The 21,688-nt window shown below is 38.5% G+C and carries 18 protein-coding genes and 2 tRNA genes; 10 read left to right on the top strand and 10 right to left on the bottom strand.

All coding sequences use genetic code 11. The features are described from left to right. Positions 1–16: 16 nt before the first annotated feature. The 3 genes from FY049_RS03275 to FY049_RS03265 all read right to left on the bottom strand — a co-directional run bounded on the left by FY049_RS03275 (position 17) and on the right by FY049_RS03265 (position 1,041). Positions 17–748, bottom strand: coding sequence for a hypothetical protein (locus FY049_RS03275; protein WP_004722467.1), 732 nt, complete (start codon positions 746–748; stop codon positions 17–19). Between the two features lie 123 nt (positions 749–871). After that, positions 872–957: transfer RNA gene (locus FY049_RS03270), tRNA-Leu, on the bottom strand. Between the two features lie 10 nt (positions 958–967). Next, positions 968–1,041: transfer RNA gene (locus FY049_RS03265), tRNA-Cys, on the bottom strand. A 152-nt stretch (positions 1,042–1,193) separates the two neighbouring features. Between FY049_RS03265 and folD the strand changes: the two genes are divergently transcribed. Beyond that, complete coding sequence (folD, locus tag FY049_RS03260) at positions 1,194–2,042, top strand: bifunctional methylenetetrahydrofolate dehydrogenase/methenyltetrahydrofolate cyclohydrolase FolD (protein ID WP_004722464.1); 849 nt, start codon at positions 1,194–1,196, stop codon at positions 2,040–2,042. A gap of 283 nt (positions 2,043–2,325) precedes the next feature. Next, positions 2,326–2,994 (top strand): class I SAM-dependent methyltransferase, encoded by a 669-nt coding sequence (locus FY049_RS03255; protein WP_004819654.1) that lies wholly within the window; start codon positions 2,326–2,328, stop codon positions 2,992–2,994. Between the two features lie 38 nt (positions 2,995–3,032). On the opposite strand, the gene FY049_RS03250 is transcribed toward FY049_RS03255, so the two are convergent. Beyond that, entirely contained in the window at positions 3,033–3,458 is a 426-nt protein-coding gene (locus tag FY049_RS03250; protein ID WP_004722461.1) for a hypothetical protein, read from the bottom strand. A 146-nt stretch (positions 3,459–3,604) separates the two neighbouring features. Continuing rightward, the gene (locus tag FY049_RS03245; RefSeq protein WP_056514318.1) at positions 3,605–4,924 is read right to left on the bottom strand and encodes an MFS transporter; all 1,320 of its coding nucleotides are present in this window, start codon (positions 4,922–4,924) and stop codon (positions 3,605–3,607) included. Between the two features lie 458 nt (positions 4,925–5,382). Here FY049_RS03245 and FY049_RS03240 point away from each other — a divergent pair, with 458 nt between their 5' ends. Both FY049_RS03240 and glpD read left to right on the top strand, forming a co-directional pair. Continuing rightward, on the top strand, positions 5,383–6,138 hold the full coding sequence (locus FY049_RS03240; protein WP_056514315.1) for a DeoR/GlpR family DNA-binding transcription regulator: 756 nt from the start codon (positions 5,383–5,385) through the stop codon (positions 6,136–6,138). Positions 6,139–6,304: 166 nt separating this feature from the next. Next, positions 6,305–7,834 (top strand): glycerol-3-phosphate dehydrogenase, encoded by a 1,530-nt coding sequence (glpD, locus tag FY049_RS03235; protein WP_262781944.1) that lies wholly within the window; start codon positions 6,305–6,307, stop codon positions 7,832–7,834. Positions 7,835–7,870: 36 nt separating this feature from the next. Here glpD and FY049_RS03230 read toward each other — a convergent pair whose 3' ends face one another. The 3 genes from FY049_RS03230 to FY049_RS03220 form a co-directional block, all read right to left on the bottom strand. Beyond that, entirely contained in the window at positions 7,871–8,581 is a 711-nt protein-coding gene (locus tag FY049_RS03230; RefSeq protein WP_446083187.1) for a hypothetical protein, read from the bottom strand. Positions 8,582–8,656: 75 nt separating this feature from the next. Then, on the bottom strand, positions 8,657–9,535 hold the full coding sequence (locus FY049_RS03225) for an ATP-grasp fold amidoligase family protein (RefSeq protein ID WP_327858265.1): 879 nt from the start codon (positions 9,533–9,535) through the stop codon (positions 8,657–8,659). 194 nt (positions 9,536–9,729) lie between these two features. Beyond that, complete coding sequence (locus tag FY049_RS03220) at positions 9,730–11,562, bottom strand: phosphoenolpyruvate carboxykinase (GTP) (protein WP_446083186.1); 1,833 nt, start codon at positions 11,560–11,562, stop codon at positions 9,730–9,732. A 407-nt stretch (positions 11,563–11,969) separates the two neighbouring features. Between FY049_RS03220 and FY049_RS03215 the strand changes: the two genes are divergently transcribed. The 5 genes from FY049_RS03215 to FY049_RS03195 all read left to right on the top strand — a co-directional run bounded on the left by FY049_RS03215 (position 11,970) and on the right by FY049_RS03195 (position 16,345). Then, complete coding sequence (locus FY049_RS03215; protein ID WP_419305466.1) at positions 11,970–12,908, top strand: diacylglycerol/lipid kinase family protein; 939 nt, start codon at positions 11,970–11,972, stop codon at positions 12,906–12,908. Continuing rightward, positions 12,889–13,677, top strand: a complete 789-nt coding sequence (locus FY049_RS03210; RefSeq protein ID WP_327858267.1) for a metallophosphoesterase family protein — start codon at positions 12,889–12,891, stop codon at positions 13,675–13,677. Before FY049_RS03215 ends, FY049_RS03210 begins: the two co-directional genes overlap by 20 nt. Before the next feature lie 173 nt (positions 13,678–13,850). After that, positions 13,851–14,141, top strand: a complete 291-nt coding sequence (locus FY049_RS03205) for a co-chaperone GroES (RefSeq protein WP_004722444.1) — start codon at positions 13,851–13,853, stop codon at positions 14,139–14,141. 78 nt (positions 14,142–14,219) lie between these two features. Further along, positions 14,220–15,854, top strand: a complete 1,635-nt coding sequence (gene groL, locus FY049_RS03200; RefSeq protein WP_004819670.1) for a chaperonin GroEL — start codon at positions 14,220–14,222, stop codon at positions 15,852–15,854. Between the two features lie 152 nt (positions 15,855–16,006). Then, entirely contained in the window at positions 16,007–16,345 is a 339-nt protein-coding gene (locus FY049_RS03195; RefSeq protein ID WP_446083185.1) for a hypothetical protein, read from the top strand. A 210-nt stretch (positions 16,346–16,555) separates the two neighbouring features. Here the strand turns inward: FY049_RS03195 and FY049_RS03190 are convergent, their stop codons facing one another. Both FY049_RS03190 and FY049_RS03185 read right to left on the bottom strand, forming a co-directional pair. Beyond that, positions 16,556–16,930: a diacylglycerol kinase gene (locus tag FY049_RS03190; RefSeq protein WP_004722437.1), complete on the bottom strand. Its 375-nt coding sequence runs from the start codon at positions 16,928–16,930 to the stop codon at positions 16,556–16,558. A gap of 141 nt (positions 16,931–17,071) precedes the next feature. Further along, complete coding sequence (locus FY049_RS03185) at positions 17,072–18,220, bottom strand: glycerophosphodiester phosphodiesterase (protein ID WP_446083184.1); 1,149 nt, start codon at positions 18,218–18,220, stop codon at positions 17,072–17,074. A 273-nt stretch (positions 18,221–18,493) separates the two neighbouring features. On the opposite strand from FY049_RS03185, the gene FY049_RS03180 reads away from it, so the two are divergent. Further along, positions 18,494–21,592, top strand: coding sequence for a multidrug efflux RND transporter permease subunit (locus FY049_RS03180; protein ID WP_446083183.1), 3,099 nt, complete (start codon positions 18,494–18,496; stop codon positions 21,590–21,592). Positions 21,593–21,688: the final 96 nt, after the last annotated feature.

The raw sequence follows: 21,688 nt of genomic DNA, 5'->3' as shown, positions 1-21,688 counted from the left end.
TAATGCTATAGATGGATTACATCATACTGTCCATATAGGCATCTAAATCTTCATATTTATAGGTTTTACACATTTCATTTTCATATTTTAATAGTTCTAAATGTAATTCTAAAAAGGTGACTAAGCGCTTTTGATAAAATTGATATTTCTCAGAATCTTTGGCTAAGAATCGCATTTTGAATTTGGCTTTCTTGGCTTGTTTATAAGCCCATAAACAGCTTTTTCGAATCTGTTGTAATTGGTAATATTCAGTGTCTTTGGTGCTATCTCTAAATAAATTTTCTTTATAAAATTTAACAAAACCAAAGCTCATTGCAAAGAAAAATAACAGACCTTGCAGTAGGGTGCTTTCTATAAAATAAAGATTGAGGGCTTGCAGGACGATCAGTACCGCAAGCTTAAGCGGAATATTATTGAGTTGTTGGTATAAATGCGTCGAACTGTGTTTTATTTGTTTGATAATGATCGGAACAATAATCATAAAAAATAACATAATCGCTAAAGCGGCAATGCCATTGGCTTGAAAGCTATCGAATTGAGGAAAATGATTTGCAATATACTGACCTAAACTAAAATAGATGCTGCAAAAAATCATAATCGACAAAATCCAAGGAATAAATTCCTTTGCTTCATCTAAAAGCCCTTTGGTTTTAATTTGACTATAAAATAGAAAGTTGCGCTTAAATGCTTGTGGGTATTGTTGTTGTAATTGATTTAAATAGAGGGAAACTTGTTTGTTTTGAATCATATAGGCTTCGCTTATCTAAATTTCACTTTGGATATTAACATAAAAAACAATATAAAATTTTAGGCATAAAAAAACCAGCTTATCGCTGGGTTCTTTATTGCACCATTTTAACAAGAATTAAAATGGTGCCCGAGGCCAGACTCGAACTGGCACGCTTTGTGGGCGGGGGATTTTAAATCCCCTGTGTCTACCGATTTCACCACTCGGGCTTTACAAGATTGGAGGCGGAGGTCGGAATCGAACCGGCGTACACGGAGTTGCAGTCCGCTGCATGACCACTCTGCCACCCCGCCATGTCTTGGTGATGCACATATTAGCAATCTTTGAAAAAAAAACAATACTATAATTCATGCATATGCACATAAATTCAGCATATGAAAGAAAATTGTCTAAATAATCATGTATTATTTGCAAAATTGATTCATATCTACTTTGGAGATGTGCCGTGGCATTGGTATTGGATGGTCGCGCATTAGCGAAACAAATTGAAGCAGACTTGTTGACTCGTGTTGAAGCTATAAAAGCAAAAACAGGTCGTACCCCAATTTTAGCGACTATTTTAGTGGGTGATGATGGTGCATCTGCGACGTATGTACGCATGAAAGGAAATGCTTGCCGTCGTGTCGGTATGGATTCTTTAAAAGTAGAGTTAGGTAAGGAAACCACAACTGAACAATTATTGGCTGAAATTGAAAAATTAAATGCCAATCCTGATGTTCACGGTATTTTGCTCCAACATCCTGTGCCTGAACAAATTGATGAACGTGCTTGCTTTGATGCCATTTCACTTGAAAAGGATGTAGATGGGGTAACTTGCTTGGGTTTTGGTCGTATGGCAATGGGTGAGGCTGCTTATGGTTCGGCAACACCTGCAGGTATCATGACGATTCTTCAAGAAAACAAGATTGAAATCGCTGGCAAGCATGCAGTTGTGGTGGGGCGTTCGGCTATTTTAGGTAAGCCGATGGCAATGATGCTACTTCAAGCCAATGCAACAGTGACAATCTGTCATTCTCGTACACAAAATCTTGCTGAATTGGTAAAACAGGCTGATATTGTTGTTGGTGCAGTCGGTAAAGCTGAATTAATCCAAAAAGACTGGATTAAGCAAGGTGCTGTTGTGGTTGATGCTGGATTCCATCCTCGTGACGGTGGTGGTGTGGGTGATATCCAATTGGTCGGTATTGAAGATGTCGCTTCAGCTTATACACCAGTTCCAGGTGGCGTAGGTCCGATGACGATCACAACGTTGATTCGTCAAACTGTGGAAGCTGCTGAAAAAGCGTTAGTTTAAGTCCTGTTTTATTCTGGGCACAGTGAAAGCCATGCATTCACTGTGCTTAAATTCAGCCTACATTTACATAGCAATGTTTATTTTTCAGTAAAAGTAGGCAATATTGTCATTAGTTTAATGGTCATTGGCTTAACGCGTTTAAGATCTACTTTTAAGTAGCAGTATCTGAGACTTAACAAGAAGTATCTTCTCGAACCTTAGCAGATGATGTTACTGTCTATCGAATATGAGGAAGAAGCTGTATTTCCTCAATATCAAAATAATAATTTTGGTCATATTTTGCATGAGCTGTACTTATCAATTTCCTAAAGCCCCACAACATTTACTTGATGCTTTGCATGAAGTAATTCCTCAATGCGAATTATTGGCACAGCAGTTGCCTGAAAGCCCAATTTCGTTATGGTTGATTCCACCTGTTTTTCCAACAGATCGTTTGGATGATGAGGTCATTCGCCGTATTTGGAATGATACACCGTATTGGATTTTTTGCTGGGCTTCAGGTTTAGCAATGGCACAATGGCTGATTGCAGAGCCACAGCATGTAAAAGATAAAGTGGTGCTGGATTTTGGTGCGGGATCAGGCGTCGTTGCAATTGCTGCCAAAATGGCAGGTGCAAAACGTGTCATCTGTTGTGATATCGACCCAATAAGTTTGGATGCTTGTCGTGAAAATGCCTTGCTCAATGATGTAGAGCTTGAATATCTTGATGATTTATATAAAGCCGAACAGGTTGATGTCTTATTGGCTGCAGATGTTTTATATGATCAATCTAACAGGTTCTTCTTGGATGAATTTTTAAAATTTGCACCAGAAGTATGGGTGGCAGATAGCCGAGTGAAAAACTTTAGTCATCCGAATTACCAAAAATTGGATGAACGAAGTGCAACTACTTGGCCTGATTTAGATGAAGCCAAAGAATTTAGAAATGTGAGTTTTTATAAGACGCTATGACAGCGTCTTATTTTATTCTGTAATACAAATCTCTTAAATCAAGAACAGGTATAACGTACTACATGTAAAGTGCTTGGGCGGGTATCTAAGGCTTGGCGTGTTGCATAATCTTCACTGTTATTTAGACTTGGCGTGTTGGAAAGCCCAAAAGATGTACGGCTATGCCCAAGTTGAACGCCAGCCTGATCTTTTGCTGTTTGCGGATTGATAATTTCATTGGTACTTAATACAGAAATTTTATAGTTTTTGTTTGCACCCAACACTTTTTGACATGCGCGCTGTAATTTATCCGCATCCAAATCGCGATCTGCACGACCTGAAAGGGTATACGCAAGGGTTGCACTATCTGCTGTTTGATTTTCAATTTGATAACCTGTTACGCCATTGTATTGACGAGGGGTTGTTTGACATGCAGATAAAGCTAAAACGATTAATCCTAAACCTGCATAAGTGATTTTTTTCATCTTTTAAAGTCCTAGCTTTTTGAATTATTTTTAGTATGCCATAGCTTTGCAATTTTCACGATAAGTGAATTGCTTAAATAAAACAGCTTTTTCATGTGAATAAAAAAGCTGTTTTAAATGAATTAGATTGCAAAGTTTATTGTGAATTAATCATCTGTAATCAGGCTATGTTTTTTCGTATCTTTCATAAATACATAGGTGATTAGAGATAAACCGATCATGAAGGTAATGTAATAGAAGAAATAGTTTTCATGCCCGGCATTTTTAAAACTTAGTGCAACTAATTCAGCCGTACCGCCAAATACAGTGTTGGCAAGTGCATAAGGTAAGGCTACACCTAAAGCGCGAATATGCGGTGGAAATAATTCAGCTTTTACAACCGCATTAATGGCTGTATATCCAGTCACAATGACCATACCACTCATACATAAGAAGAAAGCCGTTTTAGGGTCCGTTGTCGAGCCTAAACCATTGAAAATAGGAATGGTAAATAGCACACCGAGTACACCAAAAGTGATCATAATCGGTTTACGACCAATTTTGTCTGAAAGTGCACCGACTGCAGGTTGAATCAACATAAAAATAAAGATTGCGGCTGTGGTAATTTCAGTTGCGGTGGTTTTTTCAAAGCCCGAAGTGTTGACTAAGTATTTTTGTAAATAAGTCGTAAATGTATTGAAGGCTAAGGTACCGCCTGCTGTTAGCATAATGACTGTAAATGCTTGTTTAGGATACTTGGTGAATAAGGCCAAAGCACCAGATGTTTCACCACCATTTTTAGCTTGTTGTTGCGCTTGTTTAGATGATTCTGTTTCAACCAGACCACGACGAATCCAGAACACTACAATTGCAAGCAACGCACCGATAAAGAAGGGAACACGCCATCCCCATGCATGTAAGGCTTCTTCAGAAAGATTATGTTGCAGGATAATTAGCACACAGAGTGCAAGTAATTGACCTGAAATCAGGGTGACATATTGGAAACTTGAGAAAAAGCCGCGGTGATTTTTACCCGCCATTTCAGTTAAATAGGTGGCACTTGAGCCATACTCACCACCAACACTTAAACCTTGTAATAAGCGTGCAAATAAAAGTAGTGCAGGAGCAAACATTCCGACTGAATCATAAGATGGCGCACAAGCAATGATTAATGAGCCAATACACATCAATGAAACAGAAAGTGTTAAACCCGCTTTACGGCCTTTACGGTCAGCATAAACGCCCATGATCCATGCGCCGATTGGACGCATTAAAAAGCCTAAAGCAAAAACTGCAGCAGCTTGGAGAAGTTTGACCGTTTCATTACCTTCAGGAAAGAACACAGGTGCAAAATAGAGGGTAAATGCGGCATAGACATACCAATCATACCATTCGACTAAATTACCAGCTGAACCACCAAGTATAGATTTGAAACGAGTTTTTCTATCAAGTTGCGAAGTGGCAACTTGAGGAGATGAATTGGACAAGGCAATTCTCCAAAAGAATATGCAAAATACAGCCTGTTTAACTTTCATTTTGGATGAAAATCAAAGCAGAAAAATCAAACAGAGAGAATTTCAGTCAGTATGACGAGGGAGATACAAATAATTACAATGCTCGTTATACGCTTGAATGAAAGCAGACCTTATTAGACTTTGGTCTTGGCTGTGTTGAGGGTTTATTGTTGATCTAGAATGAGAAATGCTAGAAATAAATGAATATTTTTTTTAAAACAGGCATTTAATTTGAAATATTTTATAAATTATAAGAATTTAGCTTAAAGTTAAAGCATATTTGCTTGCATCTAAATGTATGAAATGTACACAATTTGATAAGCTGAGTTGGGAGAATTTAAAAATTTAATCTAGTCGTAAGCTAAGCAGTCATGCTATTTATAGCAACTAAATGTTCATTTTTGAAAATAAAACAATAAGGTTTCACATCTATGGACTTGATGATTCGACAACAGCAAACATTAGCATTGGTTAAGGCTCGGGGCTATGTCAGTATTGATGAGATTGCACAGCATTTTGCAGTTACCCCACAAACTGTACGGCGGGATATCAATCAATTGGCAGATGCCGGACTATTACGTCGTTATCATGGCGGCGCTGCGGTAGACTCAAGCGTCACCAATACCGCGTATAGCCAACGGATCAGCCATAATTTAGCGGCAAAACAGCGCATTGCAACAGCTGTTGCAAACGCAGTTCCAGACCATGCATCTTTGTTTATCAATATTGGTACAACAACCGAAGCTATTGCCCATGCTTTATTACAACATCGCGGCTTAAAAGTGATCACCAATAACTTAAATGTGGCGAAAATTTTAAGTATGAATGATGATTTTGAAGTACTGATTGCCAGCGGAAAAGTACGCCCCGATGGTGGTGTGATAGGACAAGCCACCTCTGAATTTTTTAAACAGTTTAAAGTTGATTATGCCCTGATTGGTATCAGTGGGATTGATGAAGATGGAACGATGCTCGATTTCGATTTTCAAGAAGTGTCTGTCTCGCAAGAAATTATTTTAGGTGCTCGGCAGGTATTTTTAGCAGCAGATGAGAGCAAGTTTGGTCGTCATGCAATGATGCGCTTAGGCCATCTTTCTGAAATAGATCGGCTTTTTACCAATAAAGTGCCCACTGAAAATTATTTAAAACAAATTCATGCAGCAGAAGTGGCTTTAACTGTGGTTTAAGCTAATTTTAAAATCCATAGTGAAAATATGATAAACGTGAAATTGATCATTTTTTGATAGACATCGATTAAAAAACTATCTATTATTTTCTTAAATGAAAACAAACGAAAATATATTTTCAAAAATGATTGTGAATATATGCAAATGATCAAAGGTGGTGGCGTTTATGACACAAATCAATGAGCAACAAACTTATTATGATATTGCTGTAATTGGTGGTGGAATAAATGGTGTTGGTATTGCCAATGATGCTGCTGGGCGCGGTTTATCTGTGTTCTTGTGTGAAAAAGATGATCTAGCTAGTCATACCTCGTCTGCAAGCAGTAAGTTGATCCATGGTGGTCTGCGTTATTTGGAACATAAAGAATTTCGTTTAGTGCGAGAAGCGTTGGCTGAGCGAGAAGTCTTACTGGCAAAAGCACCGCATATCATTCGTCCTATGCGTTTTATCATGCCACATCAACCTCATTTGCGTCCTGCTTGGTTGATTCGTACGGGGCTGTTTTTATATGACCATTTGGGCAAAAGAGAGAAGCTTGCAGGTTCACATTTGGTTGAATTTGATCCTTATACTAGCCCACTAAAAACAGAGATCACTCGCGGATTTGAATACTCAGATTGTGCTGTAGATGATTCACGCTTAGTGATTTTAAATGCGATGCAAGCACGTGAAAAAAATGCCACTGTGGTTACGCAAACACGCTGTATTTCAGCACAACGTGAACATGGTTTATGGAATATCCAGTTTGAAAATGAGCAGGGCATTTATCACATACAAGCGAAGGCTTTGGTTAATGCTGCGGGGCCTTGGGTTGCACAATTCATTAAGCAAGAGCTTCAGTTAAAATCGCAATATGGAATTCGCCTCATTCAAGGTAGTCATATTATTGTGCCGAAAATATATGACGGTGATAAAGCCTTTATTATGCAAAATGATGATCAACGTATTGTATTTGCAATTCCTTATCTCAATCAATACACCATGATTGGTACAACAGACCGTGAATATTTAGCAGATCCGAATAATGTTGAAATTAGTCAGCAAGAGATTGATTATCTGCTTGATGTATCCAATGGTCATTTTAAAGTGCAACTGACTCAAGCTGATATTATTCAGACATTCTCAGGGGTGCGCCCATTGTGTGATGATGAGTCTGATAATCCAGCCGCAATCACCCGTGACTATACTTTGGCTTTATCACAAGACCATGAGAATGATGCGCCCTTACTTTCTGTGTTTGGTGGGAAGTTAACCACCTATCGACGCTTGGCTGAGTCTGCCATGGAGCATTTGCAGAAATTTTTCCCTAATGCTGGGAAAGCTTGGACTGAAAAATCCTTACTGCCAGGTGCTGAGAATTTGGTTTCTGTTGATGGATTGGTTTTAGAAATTCAAAATAAAATCAAAGGGCTTGATCATGAAACTGCAATCCGTTGGGCACATGCCTATGGAACCTATACATGGAAATTTTTAAATCATTCGACATCTGTTCATGAACTTGGTCAAGACTTTGGCCATGGTTTATATGCCCAAGAGGTCGATTATTTGGTTGACCAAGAGTGGGCGGTCACCAGTCAGGATATTTTAAAGCGGCGTAGCAAGTTATATTTAAAATTTACTAAAGCTGAAATTCAAGCATTGGATGAATATTTGCTTGAATTGCATGAACGCCGCTTACAGAAAGATGTTGCCTAAGCAAAAGTGGAAATATATACCTTTGCACAAGGTACGTTATGACCAATCAAAGGTATATAAAACGCGTTGGGTTTCAGGTTGGTAATACATTAAAATCCAATCTGCCCCATGTGAACAATATTCCCAGCCAGCAACAGCTGCAATAAAATAATAACGCTTGCCATCACGGTCATAAATATGAACCTCTTGATCATCACGGTCTGCGTTGATGTAGCGTAAATCAAAATGTTCATCAATCGGATAAGTCCAGTTTCCACCGCCACATTCACCCCCTAATTGGTCAAGCAGGGTTGTTGCAGAATCATTTTGATATTCAATGCGTGATGTTGAAATGACTTTTCCAGTTTCAGCAAAGCGCTGTTTAAGCTGCACGTAATCTTCATACATTTCTTTATGATGGGTTTTTAGATAGGCCTCGCAATCAGGATTCTCTAAAGCAAAATATCTTTTGTTTGCTAACCATTCATATTGATTTTGTTGATTTAATTGCATAATAAACCAATTTTCATTGGCAAATGCATCAGAAAATTCTGTGGTATTACTTCCGATATAACCTTCATAAGGTTCAATCGGATTGAGCAAATGAATTTTTCCTTGCCATGCTGGATTGATTGCGGATAAATCAATTGAAACAAGTGGAAGTAAATGTTGAGCTAGAAATAGACTTGAAGGGGCGAAGACGACTTCGTGGTCAGGTAACAGGGTTAGATAAGGTTGAATTGTGGTAATGTTTTTAATTGGTGTCATTGCGCTTATTTTTAGATATTGAATGATTGCATTAAATCACAAAAAAGACCGAACGCGTCGGTCTTTTTGCTCGGCTTAATCAGTCAGCCATAAAGCGCCTAACTTTTCATCCCACTCACTTGGGGTGATGACCATACGACCTGCATTGGGGGTTAAGGTAATCTCACTAAAGAAAACATCGTCTTGAGATAATAAGAAATCGATTCGACTATAACCATATTTAAAACAAAGATCTTCTGACAGTTGAAGCATTTTATTTAATTTTTGCGGTCGTGCTAAACAGCTTGGCGTATTACTTTTTAGATCAACGGTAAAGGGTTGCAGCACCCAAGATGTGTCATACATATTTGAATAATCCACGCCTTGGCTGTCTTGTACATCGACTTCAATATATCGAGGCTGACCTTCAAAACAATGAACACGGCATGTTGTAATGGTCAGCTTATTGTCTTGATCAACAAACAAATCAATATGTTGTTCGGCCAAAATTAGAGGAACAATATCTTTGTAATGCCATTCTCGTTTTCTAAAATACATATTTTGTTTAAGGTGGTGATTGAGTTTGTGCTGCGCTTTTTTGATATCAAATTGCGCTTTATCATTACAGACAATTGCACTGCCACTGTCATGATTGCATTTTAAAACAAACTTGTTAGGAAGTTGATTAAAGTCAATTTCCTCAAAGCACTTATATACACCAATCAGTGGAACAAAATGGGAATAACAAATTTTCTCTGCAAGCATTTCGCGTACAGCAAATTTATCTGCTAATTTCGTATGTAAAGGTGCTCTTTCATAGATCATTCTGGCGGTGACTTTTTCATTGAAACTTTTAGGCTGATCAAAGTTTGGGGTATAACCCAATTTAGCAATAAATCTTTTGGTGAGATAACGTCTATCTGAGACAAATTTGGCTCTAATAACTTTTGCCGAATAAATAATATTTTCTAACATGATTAAAAAAATCAATAAAATAAAGTAATGTTTGAATTATAGAGAAAATATGAATTTTGTACATGGAAACAGTAATCATTTGTATTTTTATTACATAATTGTAATGAATACCAAAGCAATAAAGTGAAATGTATCACACTAAGCAAAAAAGACCGCTATGTAGCGGTCTTTTTGTATGACTTAATTTTTAGCGATTAAGCAGATTTTTTAACAGCCTCTAAAAGCTCATTTTGACGAGTTTTAAGTGCAGCTGGTAAGCGCTCACCAAGTATATCAAATAACTCAGTGTGGCTCTCAATCTCTTTGATCCATTGATCTTTGTTTTGAGAAGTCACAAGATTAAATTGATCTTTAGTGAAGTCAGAACCTGTCCAGTTCAATTGCTCATAAGTTGGAACAAAACCAATCGGTGTTTCCACTGCTTCAGCACGACCTTCACAACGGTCAATGATCCACTCAAGCACACGCATGTTTTGACCAAAACCAGGCCATACAAAGTTGCCTTCAGCATCGCGACGGAACCAGTTTACGTTATAAATGCCAGGAAGTTTATTGCCTGCAGCTTTCGCTTTAGCACCAACTTCTTCACCCATTTCTAACCAATGAGAGAAATAGTCAGCCATGTTATAGCCAGCAAATGGAAGCATTGCAAATGGGTCACGGCGTACAACACCTTGTTGACCTACTGCAGCTGCAGTTGTTTCAGAACCCATTGTTGCTGCTTTATAAACACCATCAACCCAGTCAAAAGCTTCTGAGATTAAAGGTACTGTATCTGCACGACGACCACCGAAGATGAACGCAGAAATTGGTACGCCAGCTGGATTTTCCCAGTCAGCATCAATAGAAGGGCATTGACCCGCTGCAACGGTGAAACGCGCATTTGGATGTGCTGCTTTTTCACCAGCAACATGCGGTTGGCCTTTCCAGTTGGTCAAGTTAGCAGGCGCTTCTTTGGTTAAACCTTCCCACCATACGTCGCCATCTTCTGTTACAGCAACGTTTGTATAGATGACATCTTTGTGAAGTGTCGCCATACAGTTTGGATTTGTTTTGATGTTTGTACCAGGTGCGACACCAAAGAAACCAGCTTCAGGGTTGATTGCATATAAGCGACCATCTTCACCTGGTTTGATCCAAGCAATATCGTCACCTACAGTTTCAATTTTCCAACCTTCATAACCTGCAGGTGGAATCAACATCGCAAAGTTGGTTTTACCACATGCAGATGGGAATGCCGCAGCAATATAGTGTTTCTCACCTTGTGGATTGGTCACGCCAAGGATCAACATGTGTTCAGCTAACCAGCCTTGTTGACGACCCATAGATGATGCAATACGTAAAGCAAGGCATTTTTTACCCAATAATGCGTTACCGCCGTATCCTGAACCGTAAGACCAGATCTCACGCGTTTCTGGATAATGCACGATATATTTTTCTGGGTTACAAGGCCATGCAACATCTTTTTGACCTTCAGCCAGCGGAGCGCCAACAGTATGTACGCAAGGAACATAGTCGCCATCAGTGCCTAGTACGTCATAAACAGCTTTACCCATACGAGCCATTTTACGCATACTTACAGCAACATAAGGAGAATCTGTAATTTCGATACCGATGTGAGCAATGTGAGAACCTAATGGACCCATAGAGAATGGAACCACGTACATGGTACGTCCTTGCATTGCACCATCAAACAAACCGTTAAGGCGAGTACGCATCTCAGCAGGAGCTTCCCAGTTGTTTGTCGCACCAGCATCTTCTTGTTTTTCAGAGCAGATGTATGTACGACCTTCAACACGCGCTACGTCAGACGGATCAGAATTCGCTAAATAAGAACCAGGATGTTTTTCTTGGTTCAACGCTTGCATAGTGCCGTTAGCGATCATCAAGTCGATATAACGTTGATTCTCTTCTTCGCTTCCGTCACACCATTCAATTTTTGCAGGTTTAGTTAATTTAGCAATTTCTTCAACCCATGCAATGAGCTTGGGATGACGAACGAATTCTGGTGCGTTCACTTGGGTCATGGTGAGGCCTATCTAAAATATGTACAATTTTGTGTACAAATAATAATCTGAATGAAGGGATACTACATTCAAATTTAAGTATGAAAAAAAGTGGTGGTATTAAAACATATATTCATAAAAAAAATAAGACTAAAGGCTTAAAAGATACCAATGCTCGAATTTTCACTAAGTGTTTGATTTGTATTATCTAACATGGATTATTGTTTGATTTTTATTGGTATTTTTAAATAGAATGTAGGGTATTTTAATTGTAAATAATAATAGTTTACAATAAGTTGAAATTATAAGATTTACTAAATTAATTATTGATTTAATAAATGGGCATAATTCGAATTTTACATAAAGGTGCTTTTATTTGTTTAGAAAATCGACGAAATTAGTGCAAATACTTCAAAATAATCAAGCTTATGGACACAGAACTCAAGCCTCTTTCAATGATTTACAATGAAAAGTCAGGTTTTCATGCCAATCAGAAAGATGATATTTATGAAAAACTCATGACCATCTGGACCTCACATGGTTTTGAAATTCAAGTTTTTGATATTGGTTCAGAGCCTGATATAAAAACCTTGATGCAAAAAATCTTTCAACGTCATGAACAATACTCAGATTGTGGTGTCATTGTCGCTGCTGGTGGTGATGGTACGTTGAATGCAGTCGCCTCGCAAATGTTAAAGCAAAAAATTCCTATGGGAATACTACCTTTGGGTACTTTTAATTATGTGGCGCGTGTTCTACATATCCCCTTGAATATTTTAGAAGCAGCCAATGTGATTGCCACTGGGGAGCCGCGTGCCTCACATGTGGCCTGTATCAATGATCAAATTTATTTAAATAATGCCAGTTTAGGTTTATATCCTTTGTTTATTAAAAAACGCGAAGAATATAATCGTCGGTTTGGACGCTTTCCTTTAAATGCTTACACGTCTGGTTTGGATGTACTGATTCGTGATCGTAAAGAACTCAAATTAGAGATCGAAGTAGATGGGCAAAAGTATCCTGTAAAAACACCACTGATTTTTTTTGGTAATAATCAACTGCAATTAAAAGAATTGAATTTAAAAATTTCGAAATGTGCAGAGGTGGGGGAAATTGCCGGTGTGGTGATCGCCAAAGGGGATAAAGCCACTTTATTTAAAACCTTGTTTCAAACCATTCGTGGAAAATTGGAAAACGCTTCCGATGTGTATAGTTTTGGTGCACAAAAAGTCATTGTCTATTCAAAAAAGCCTAAACTGACCGTTGCTGTCGATGGAGAAATTGTTTCAATGACGACCCCATTAACCTTACACGTAGAAAAAAATGCTTTAAAAATTATGGTGCCGCATGTTATTGCATCTGTCTGATCTACATTTTGGTACTGAGCGTCCAGAGTGTATACGGGCGATTCAAAAGTTTTGTGCTGTGCATAAACCAGAAGTGGTTGTGGTGAGCGGTGATTTAACTCAACGTGCTAAATTTAAAGAATTCTATGCATGTAAGCAGTTTTTAGAATCACTAAACATCCCTTATTTTGTGGTGCCCGGCAACCATGATATTCCTTTGTATCATGTCTGGAATCGTGCCTTTAGACCATTTGGCTTATATCAACTGTTCTTTGGCAGTTTAGAACATAGCTTATTTACAGAGCATTTTTATTTAATTGGCATGAACAGTATTCGTCGCCGTTATCATACACGCGGACATATTTCATTTGAGCAAATTCAAAATGTAAATCAGTTGTTGGCAAAAGCACCAAAAAATAAATTAAAAATAATCGTTAGTCATCAACCTTTTTATACCTCAAATGAAGACCATCACTTAAAGGATTGTCCAGCTTTAGGGCAGTTTGCCATTAAAGAATGGGGACAACATCAACTGTATGCTTTATTGCACGGTCATTTACATTTAGTTGCGGTCTATGATCTGAATCAAGCCTTTGCGCTAAATTTAAAACAACCGGTTTATGAGGTTCATGCGGGTACAGCAGTTTCTCGACGTTTGCATAAAAATATACCTAATAGCTTTAATGTGATTCACCAAGATGGGCGCTTTGAACATTATTTTTTTGATGAACAATTACAGGAATTTATTGCCAAAACTGCGGTAAAAAATTCTGAATTAGACATGATTTGATACAAAAGAAGAAAAAACATACAAATTAAATAAATTTTTTTTCGTTTTCCCCTTGAAGCGTTTATTTCCATCCCCACAAATGTGACATACAAATATTTTGTCGATGACCTAGGAATAAGAAGTCATCTTCGCTGAGTAATCAATGACATTTTAAAATGTCTATGGAGTTAGAAATGAGCAAGATTCGTCCTTTACATGACAACGTTGTGATCCGCCGTGTTGAAAAAGAAACTAAAACAGCAGGTGGTTTGATTTTAAGTACTTCTGCAGCTGAACAGCCTGCTCAAGGTGAAATTCTTGCTGTAGGTAATGGCAAAATCACTGATAACGGTGTACGCGCTTTAGACGTTAAAGTTGGCGATAACGTACTGTTTGGTGCTTATGCAGGTACTAAAGTTAAAGTTGATGGTGAAGAACTTCTTGTGATGAAAGAATCTGACATTTTAGCGGTATTGGAAGGTTAATCTTCTGCTGTTGAGATGGGTTTTCATCCAAAAATATTGGTCAAAATTTAAAATTTATAAAGATATCTGGAGTTTAGTATGTCAGCTAAAGACGTAAAATTTGGTGATTCAGCGCGTTCAAAAATGATCGCGGGTGTAAACGTACTTGCAGATGCAGTAAAAGTAACTTTAGGCCCTAAAGGTCGTAACGTTGTTATTGATCGTTCTTTCGGTGCACCACACATCACTAAAGATGGTGTAACTGTTGCTAAAGAAATTTCTTTAAAAGACAAATTCGAAAACATGGGTGCACAATTGGTTCGTGAAGTTTCTTCAAAAACCAATGATATCGCAGGTGACGGTACAACAACTGCAACTGTACTTGCTCAAGCGATTTTAAATGAAGGGATCAAATCAGTCACTGCGGGTATGAACCCAATGGATTTGAAACGTGGTATCGACCTTGCGGTTAGAGCTGTTGTTGAAAATATCAAAGCAACTGCTAAACCAGCTTCTGATACCAAAGCAATTGAACAAGTCGGTTCGATTTCTGCAAACTCTGATGAAACTGTAGGTAAGTTGATTGCGCAAGCAATGGAACGCGTTGGTAAAGAAGGCGTGATTACTGTTGAAGAAGGTTCAGGCTTTGAAGATGCGCTTGATGTTGTAGAAGGTATGCAGTTTGATCGTGGTTATATCAGCCCGTACTTTGCAAACAAGCAAGATACTTTGACTGCTGAACTTGAAAATCCATTCATTCTTCTTGTTGATAAGAAAATTGGTAATATCCGTGAATTGATTACAGTTTTAGAAGCTGTTGCAAAAACAGGTAAACCATTACTCATCATCGCTGAAGATGTTGAAGGTGAAGCTCTTGCAACACTGGTTGTAAACAACATGCGCGGTATTATCAAAGTATGTGCGGTTAAAGCACCTGGTTTTGGTGATCGTCGTAAAGCAATGCTTCAAGATATCGCGATCTTGACAGGTGCTACTGTGATTTCTGAAGAAGTAGGCATGTCTTTAGAGCAAGCAACGCTTCAAGATTTAGGTACTGCACATAAAATCACGATTTCTAAAGAAAATACTGTGATTGTTGATGGTGCTGGTGATGCAAATCAAATTGCTGAACGTGTAACTCAAATTCGTGCTCAAATCGAAGAATCAACATCTGAATACGATAAAGAAAAACTTCAAGAGCGCGTAGCTAAACTCGCTGGCGGTGTTGCTGTAATCAAAATTGGTGCTGCAACTGAAGTTGAAATGAAAGAGAAGAAAGACCGTGTAGATGATGCGCTTCATGCAACGCGTGCTGCGGTTGAAGAAGGTGTTGTTGCAGGTGGTGGTGTTGCGTTGGTACGTGCAGCTAAAGTACTTGACGGTCTTGTTGGTGCAAATGATGACCAAACTGTAGGTGTGAACATCCTTCGTCGTGCGATCGAAGCGCCACTTCGTCAAATCGTGTCTAACGCGGGCGATGAGCCATCAGTTGTGATCAATGCAGTGAAGAGCGGTGAAGGTAACTTTGGTTACAATGCTGCAACTTCACAATATGGCGATATGTTAGAAATGGGTATCCTTGACCCTGCTAAAGTAACGCGTTCTGCACTTGAGCATGCTGCATCTGTTGCTGGTTTGATGTTAACGACTGAATGTATGATTACTGATATCCCGGAAGACAAACCTGCTATGCCTGATATGGGCGGTATGGGTGGTATGGGCGGAATGATGTAATATCGTTTCGATCTTAGATCATAAAAAATCCTCGCTTTATGCGGGGATTTTTTATGCAAGTTGTTTCATCCTTGTCTTTTTGTATATTTTTTATTATGCTTTTGTACTGTTCGGTAAATATAAATACAACACGAAAACTGAGGAGAACTAAAATGAAAAGATTAATCTTCATTATTGCAATCACCCAGATGCTAACGGGATGTTTAAGTATCATGGGACAAAGACCCGAAACAAGAAATGATTTGATGCAGTCTTGGGTGGGGAGTACAGAAGAAAAACTGATCAGTAAATGGGGACCACCGTATAGAAGCTATGCACTCCCAAATGGTGCAAAAATTATTTCATATAACGATGGCTGGAATGCTTGTACAAGGAAATTTATGCTTGAACAAGGTAAGGTCACCAAATGGGGATATAGTAATTGTTCTATGCATCTCAATCGACCTGACAAAATTGACAAGAATATCCCAATTCCACAACCATCAATTTAATCCATTGTTTACAGAGATAACTTTAAACTGAAAGTCGCTGTTCGAGTTAAAATGTCGTGGTGCTTAGACTGGAGTAGCGCAGTAAAGCAAAATTAAGCTGTTATAAATTTTTATGAATTGACATTTTACCTGCGGTGGAATGTCACTATGCTGTCTAATTTTTTAAAAGAATAACTTAGATAAAAAGGTTATTTGATCTAGAAACAATACTTACCTAAAAAGAATAATGATCCAGGTAAAGAAAATAATTGCTTGAGCTACGAACTGTGCGGCACTTCCCATATCTTTGGCATTTTTAGACAGTGGATGACGTTCTAAAGAAACACGATCAACTACAGCTTCTAATGCTGAATTAAACAATTCTACAATGATTGCCAATAAGCAGACACCTATCATCACTGCTTGTTCAACAGAAGAGACATCAACAAAGAATGTAATCGGAATTAAAACGATATTAATCCAAACAATTTGACGGAAAGCAGCTTCATTTTGGTATGCAGCTTTAAATCCTGCTAAAGAATAGCCTGTTGCATTGAGAATGCGTTTGAAACCCGTCGTACCCTTAAATGGAGAATAATCACTCATAAATCAAAGCAGCTAAAGTTTTTAAGAAGTGTATTATTCTAAACTTAAATTGGGATTAATTTTAAACAAAAAACACCAAGTTTAGAAAAAATTAAGCAAACAGTTGAATCGTTTGCTTAATTTTTTTGAATAAATCAGCTGTTACTTGATATTTGGATTGGCTTTTAAGTACGCATCTAAAGCTTTACGACCTAAACCAGGATCATCGGTAAATACACCATCCACACCAGCTTTAAAATACATCTCATATTCTTTGTTCGCTCCAGCTTCACAACGCTTGGCTGCATCTGCTTCAGCTGTACTACATTTTAAATTGTTGGCAAGGAAGTTATTTTCAGGACGGAAAGTATACGGATGGACTTTTAAGTTCACAGCATGTGCATCTGTAACGAAAGAAGAGGGTGCAGTATAGCTATCATTAAAAATATACGGTTTCCATGGACCTACACCATCAGAATATTTGGCGACGTCTTTTAAACCTTGTGCTGTTGCCATATCGCCATAAGTGGTTTTAATCCCTTGTGCAGCATAATCTGCTGGACTGATTTTCTTATCATCATAAAGCTGAATAATTTTGGCATGCTTTAAGCTTTTATGTGCTGTCAATTGGTCTTTAAAGTACTTTAAATTATTGACTTCAAATGATTGTAGATAAATTGGCGCAATTTCACGGCTATATTGGTACTTTGCCAAAGTTTTAAGCAATGGATCTTCCATGGCTAAATTTAATTTTTGAAAATATGTTGGGTGCTTGGTTTCAATATAGAGCCCAACCACTTTACCGGTTTTTTTATAATTCTTTTCCGCCAGTTCAATAATCTGCTCAAGGGTAGGGATATTCAATTGATCATTGTATTGGGTATTGTTCGGGCGTAAAGCTGGAATACGCTCGCGTGCTTTAAGTTGATTTAATTCACTTAAAGTAAAGTCTTCTGTAAACCATCCTGTTAATGATGTCCCATCGATGATTTTTGTTTTCTTACGATCTGCAAATTGGCTGAATGTGCTGACATTGGTTGTACCACCAATTTCATTTTCATGGCGTGCAACCAATACGCCATCTTTGGTCGATACCAAATCTGGTTCAATAAAATCAGCACCATCATCAATGGCTTTTTGATAACTTTCAAGGGTATGTTCAGGGCGTAAAGCACTTGCCCCTCGGTGACCAACAATAATGATTTTAGGTTCTTTGTATTCTGGTGTGACGTTTTCTGATTTTTTATCGTCATCATTACAAGCGGTTAATAACGCCATAATACTGATCATTAACCCAGTATTTTTAATCATATTTTTCTCAAATTCTTATATGGAAACTGGCTGTAGTCTAAGTGGTTAAATTGACACTGTGATGACATCAAGATGAAAAATTGATGAAATGCTTTTGGTTGATTTATGTCTAGAAGAAAAAAATTCTTCATAGTTTCTTCATATTTAAACTTATCATTCGCTTTTCTGTTATTTTTCCTTGAGTTTTTAGTTTAAGTCACAGAATATCCATATAAAGTCGATTTAATTGCTACAACAACTTTACCTCAATCCTTTGACGCAGAACCTACTCTGATGCTCTCAAAATTTTTTATTCAACGTCCTATTTTTGCCTGTGTACTTGCAATTATTGTCATGGCTTTAGGCGTATTTTCAGTCTTGAATTTACCGATAGAGCGATATCCAGATATTGCTCCGCCAAGGATTAGTGTTTCTACAACCTATACAGGTGCAGATGCTGAAACTGTTGAAGAGAGTGTTACTGAGGTTTTAGAGCAGCAAATTAAAGGGATCGACAATCTGCTGTATTTTAGTTCGAGTAGTGACTCATCGGGTCGTGCCAGAATTAGTATCAGCTTTGAAAATGGAACGGATCCAGATACCGCACAAGTCCAAGTACAAAATAGTATCAATGGTGTACTGAACCGCTTGCCAGATGATGTACAGCGTCAAGGTGTAACGGTGAATAAATCACTTGGCGATACCTTTATGGTGGTGGGCTTGTATGATGAAACAGGTAAAAGTAACAATATCGAATTAGGTGATTACTTATCTGATCATATAGAACAAGAATTGTCACGGATTGAGGGGATTGGTGAAGTTGATGTTTTCGGCTCTCAATACGCCATGCGAATTTGGCTGAATCCGAATTTACTGCGTCAATATCAATTGATGCCGAGTGATATTCGGTCAGCAATAGAAGCACAGAATACACAGGTTGCAGCTGGTGGCGTCGGTGATTTACCAGTAGCTGCTGACCAATATTTAAATGCCAAAGTCACGGCTGGTTCACGTTTAAGAACAGTCGACGAATTTAAAAATATTATTGTTAAATCCAATACAGATGGTAGCTATATCTATTTAAAAGATGTGGCGCGTATTGAGTTGGGTGCAGAAAATTATCAGTCTTTTAATACCATTAATGGTTACCCTTCATCGGGCATGGGGATTTCTTTATCCTCTGGTGCAAACGCTTTAGCAACATCTGCACTCATCAAAGCTGAATTGGCGAAGATTTCTGAAAAATTACCACAAGGTTATAAGATTGTTTATCCACGTGATAACACGCCGTTTGTGCAAGAATCGATTAAAGAGGTGGTCAAAACCTTATTAGAAGCCATCGTATTGGTGGTTCTGGTCATGTTTATTTTCCTACAAAGTTGGCGTGCAACGCTGGTTCCAACCATTACTGTACCGATTGTGATTTTAGGTACTTTTGCGGTACTTAATGTGCTGGGCATGAGTATTAACACATTGACTTTATTTGCCTTGGTGTTGGCAATTGGTCTGTTGGTCGATGACGCCATTGTGGTGGTGGAAAATGTTGAACGCTTGATGCATGAGCAGGGCTTAACTGCAAAACAGGCATCTATCGAGTCTATGCAGGAAATGACAGGAGCTTTGATTGGGATTACCGTGGTTTTGACCGCAGTATTTATTCCGATGGCATTCTTTACCGGTTCAACAGGCGTGATTTATCGTCAATTCTCCATCACCTTAGTGGCGGCAATGGCCTTGTCATTGTTGGTTGCATTGATCCTAACCCCCGCACTCTGTGCCATTATTTTAAAACCCAATCCTAAACCCATGCGTTGGGCCACATGGTTTAATCGCAAACTTGAAAATCTAAGACAAGGTTATATTCACCTGATTCAAAAGACCTTAAATTTGAAATGGGTGATTTTGACGATTTTTGTGGCTTTGATTGCTGTATTTTCACTGATCTATCGGGCTTTACCCACCAGTTTTATTCCAAGTGAAGATCAGGGCATGCTGAGTGTGCAGTTCCGCTTAGCTGATGGCGCACCGATGTCGAGTAGTCAGGTGGTTGGGGAAAATATCCGAAAATATTTCCTTGAACATGAAAAACAGAATGTTGATATTGTGTTGATTCGTTATGGGCGTAATTTTTCGGGTACAGGACAAAATTTAGGAACAGGCTTTGTGGCTTTAAAGCATTGGGACGATCGCTCAGGTACACAAAATTCTGCGCAAGCAATTCGTGAACGTGCGACAAAGTATTTTAGTCAAGATCGCAATGCTCGGATTACAGTCAGTTTGCCTGCTTCTGTAAATGGCTTGGGGGATAGTGATAGCTTAGAATTCTGGATTCAGGATATTAACGGTCAAGGCAGGAAATATTTAGACCAACAATTCACTACATTGCAGACACAAGCCAAACAGTTCCAATCCTTTGAAAATCTGGATAAAAAATCCAATCCTGATAAATCTAAGTTAAAAGTTGATGTCAATCAAAAATTGGCATTGGCAAATGGGCTGAGTCAAACTGCGATAAACAACACCTTGTCAGCGGCATGGGGTGGCTCTTATGTAAATGACTTTATTGATCGTGGACGAATTAAACGGGTGATGATGCAGGGCGATGCAGAGTTTCGTTCCAAGCCTGAAGATCTACAAGTATGGACAGTGCGTAATGCACAGAACCAGATGGTGCCATTTAGCAATTTCGCAACGACGCGCTGGGAAGGTGGTCCCGACGTTGTGAATCGTTTCCAAGGTTATACCGCCTTACAAATGGAAGCCAATGCAGCGGCGCATACCAGTTCAGGTCAAGCCATGAAAGATATTCAGACCTTGATTAGTCAACAAGATGGAATAGATGTTGCGTGGAGTGGCTTGTCATTTGAAGAACAAAAATCAAGTAGCCAAGCATGGTTACTGTATTTGATTTCGATCGGCTTTATTTTCCTTTGCCTAGCAGCCTTATATGAAAGCTGGTCGATTCCAACTGCTGTAATAGCAGCAATTCCTTTGGGGATTGGAGGCAATATTATTTTTAGTAAATTGGCAGGTTTTCCAAACGATATTTACTTTCAAATTGCATTGCTGACCACAATTGGTTTGTCGTGTAAAAATGCGATTTTGATTGTTGAGTTTGCTGCCTTGTCACAGGAAAAAGGTAAAACAGCGATTGCTGCTGCATTAGAAGGCGCAGGATTGCGGTTACGTCCAATTCTGATGACATCCTTGGCCTTTGGTGCAGGGATTATCCCCTTGGTTGTTGCATTTGGTGCAGGTGCTGCCAGTCGTCAAGAAATAGGGGTAAGCGTATTGGGTGGGGTGATCTTTGGAACAGTTTTAGTTTTGCTGTTTATCCCATTTATGTATGTGCTGGTTCGTTCAATTTTTAAATCAAAAGTACCCTCTGAGTAAGGGTGTTGATTGATGAGCTTCGCTTGCTCAATGGTCTTTGATGATCATTGATCAAGCTTAAAATCATACAGAACCTTTAAAATATGTTTCACAACA

The organism is Acinetobacter sp. 1125_18A (assembly GCF_052824985.1).
The sequence above is the reverse complement of the archived record's forward strand: the minus strand, read 5'-3'. Positions and strand labels throughout refer to the sequence as shown.

Coding starts and splice junctions, on each gene's coding strand:
- glpD (WP_262781944.1), top strand. CDS start 6,305: ATGACACAAATCAATGAGCAACAAACTTATTATGATATTGCTGTAATT.
- FY049_RS03240 (WP_056514315.1), top strand. CDS start 5,383: ATGGACTTGATGATTCGACAACAGCAAACATTAGCATTGGTTAAGGCT.
- FY049_RS03220 (WP_446083186.1), bottom strand. CDS start 11,562: ATGACCCAAGTGAACGCACCAGAATTCGTTCGTCATCCCAAGCTCATT.
- FY049_RS03205 (WP_004722444.1), top strand. CDS start 13,851: ATGAGCAAGATTCGTCCTTTACATGACAACGTTGTGATCCGCCGTGTT.
- FY049_RS03230 (WP_446083187.1), bottom strand. CDS start 8,581: ATGACACCAATTAAAAACATTACCACAATTCAACCTTATCTAACCCTG.
- FY049_RS03225 (WP_327858265.1), bottom strand. CDS start 9,535: ATGTTAGAAAATATTATTTATTCGGCAAAAGTTATTAGAGCCAAATTT.
- FY049_RS03185 (WP_446083184.1), bottom strand. CDS start 18,220: ATGATTAAAAATACTGGGTTAATGATCAGTATTATGGCGTTATTAACC.
- FY049_RS03210 (WP_327858267.1), top strand. CDS start 12,889: ATGTTATTGCATCTGTCTGATCTACATTTTGGTACTGAGCGTCCAGAG.
- FY049_RS03195 (WP_446083185.1), top strand. CDS start 16,007: ATGAAAAGATTAATCTTCATTATTGCAATCACCCAGATGCTAACGGGA.
- FY049_RS03180 (WP_446083183.1), top strand. CDS start 18,494: ATGCTCTCAAAATTTTTTATTCAACGTCCTATTTTTGCCTGTGTACTT.
- FY049_RS03250 (WP_004722461.1), bottom strand. CDS start 3,458: ATGAAAAAAATCACTTATGCAGGTTTAGGATTAATCGTTTTAGCTTTA.
- FY049_RS03255 (WP_004819654.1), top strand. CDS start 2,326: ATGAGCTGTACTTATCAATTTCCTAAAGCCCCACAACATTTACTTGAT.
- FY049_RS03275 (WP_004722467.1), bottom strand. CDS start 748: ATGATTCAAAACAAACAAGTTTCCCTCTATTTAAATCAATTACAACAA.
- FY049_RS03215 (WP_419305466.1), top strand. CDS start 11,970: ATGGACACAGAACTCAAGCCTCTTTCAATGATTTACAATGAAAAGTCA.
- groL (WP_004819670.1), top strand. CDS start 14,220: ATGTCAGCTAAAGACGTAAAATTTGGTGATTCAGCGCGTTCAAAAATG.
- FY049_RS03190 (WP_004722437.1), bottom strand. CDS start 16,930: ATGAGTGATTATTCTCCATTTAAGGGTACGACGGGTTTCAAACGCATT.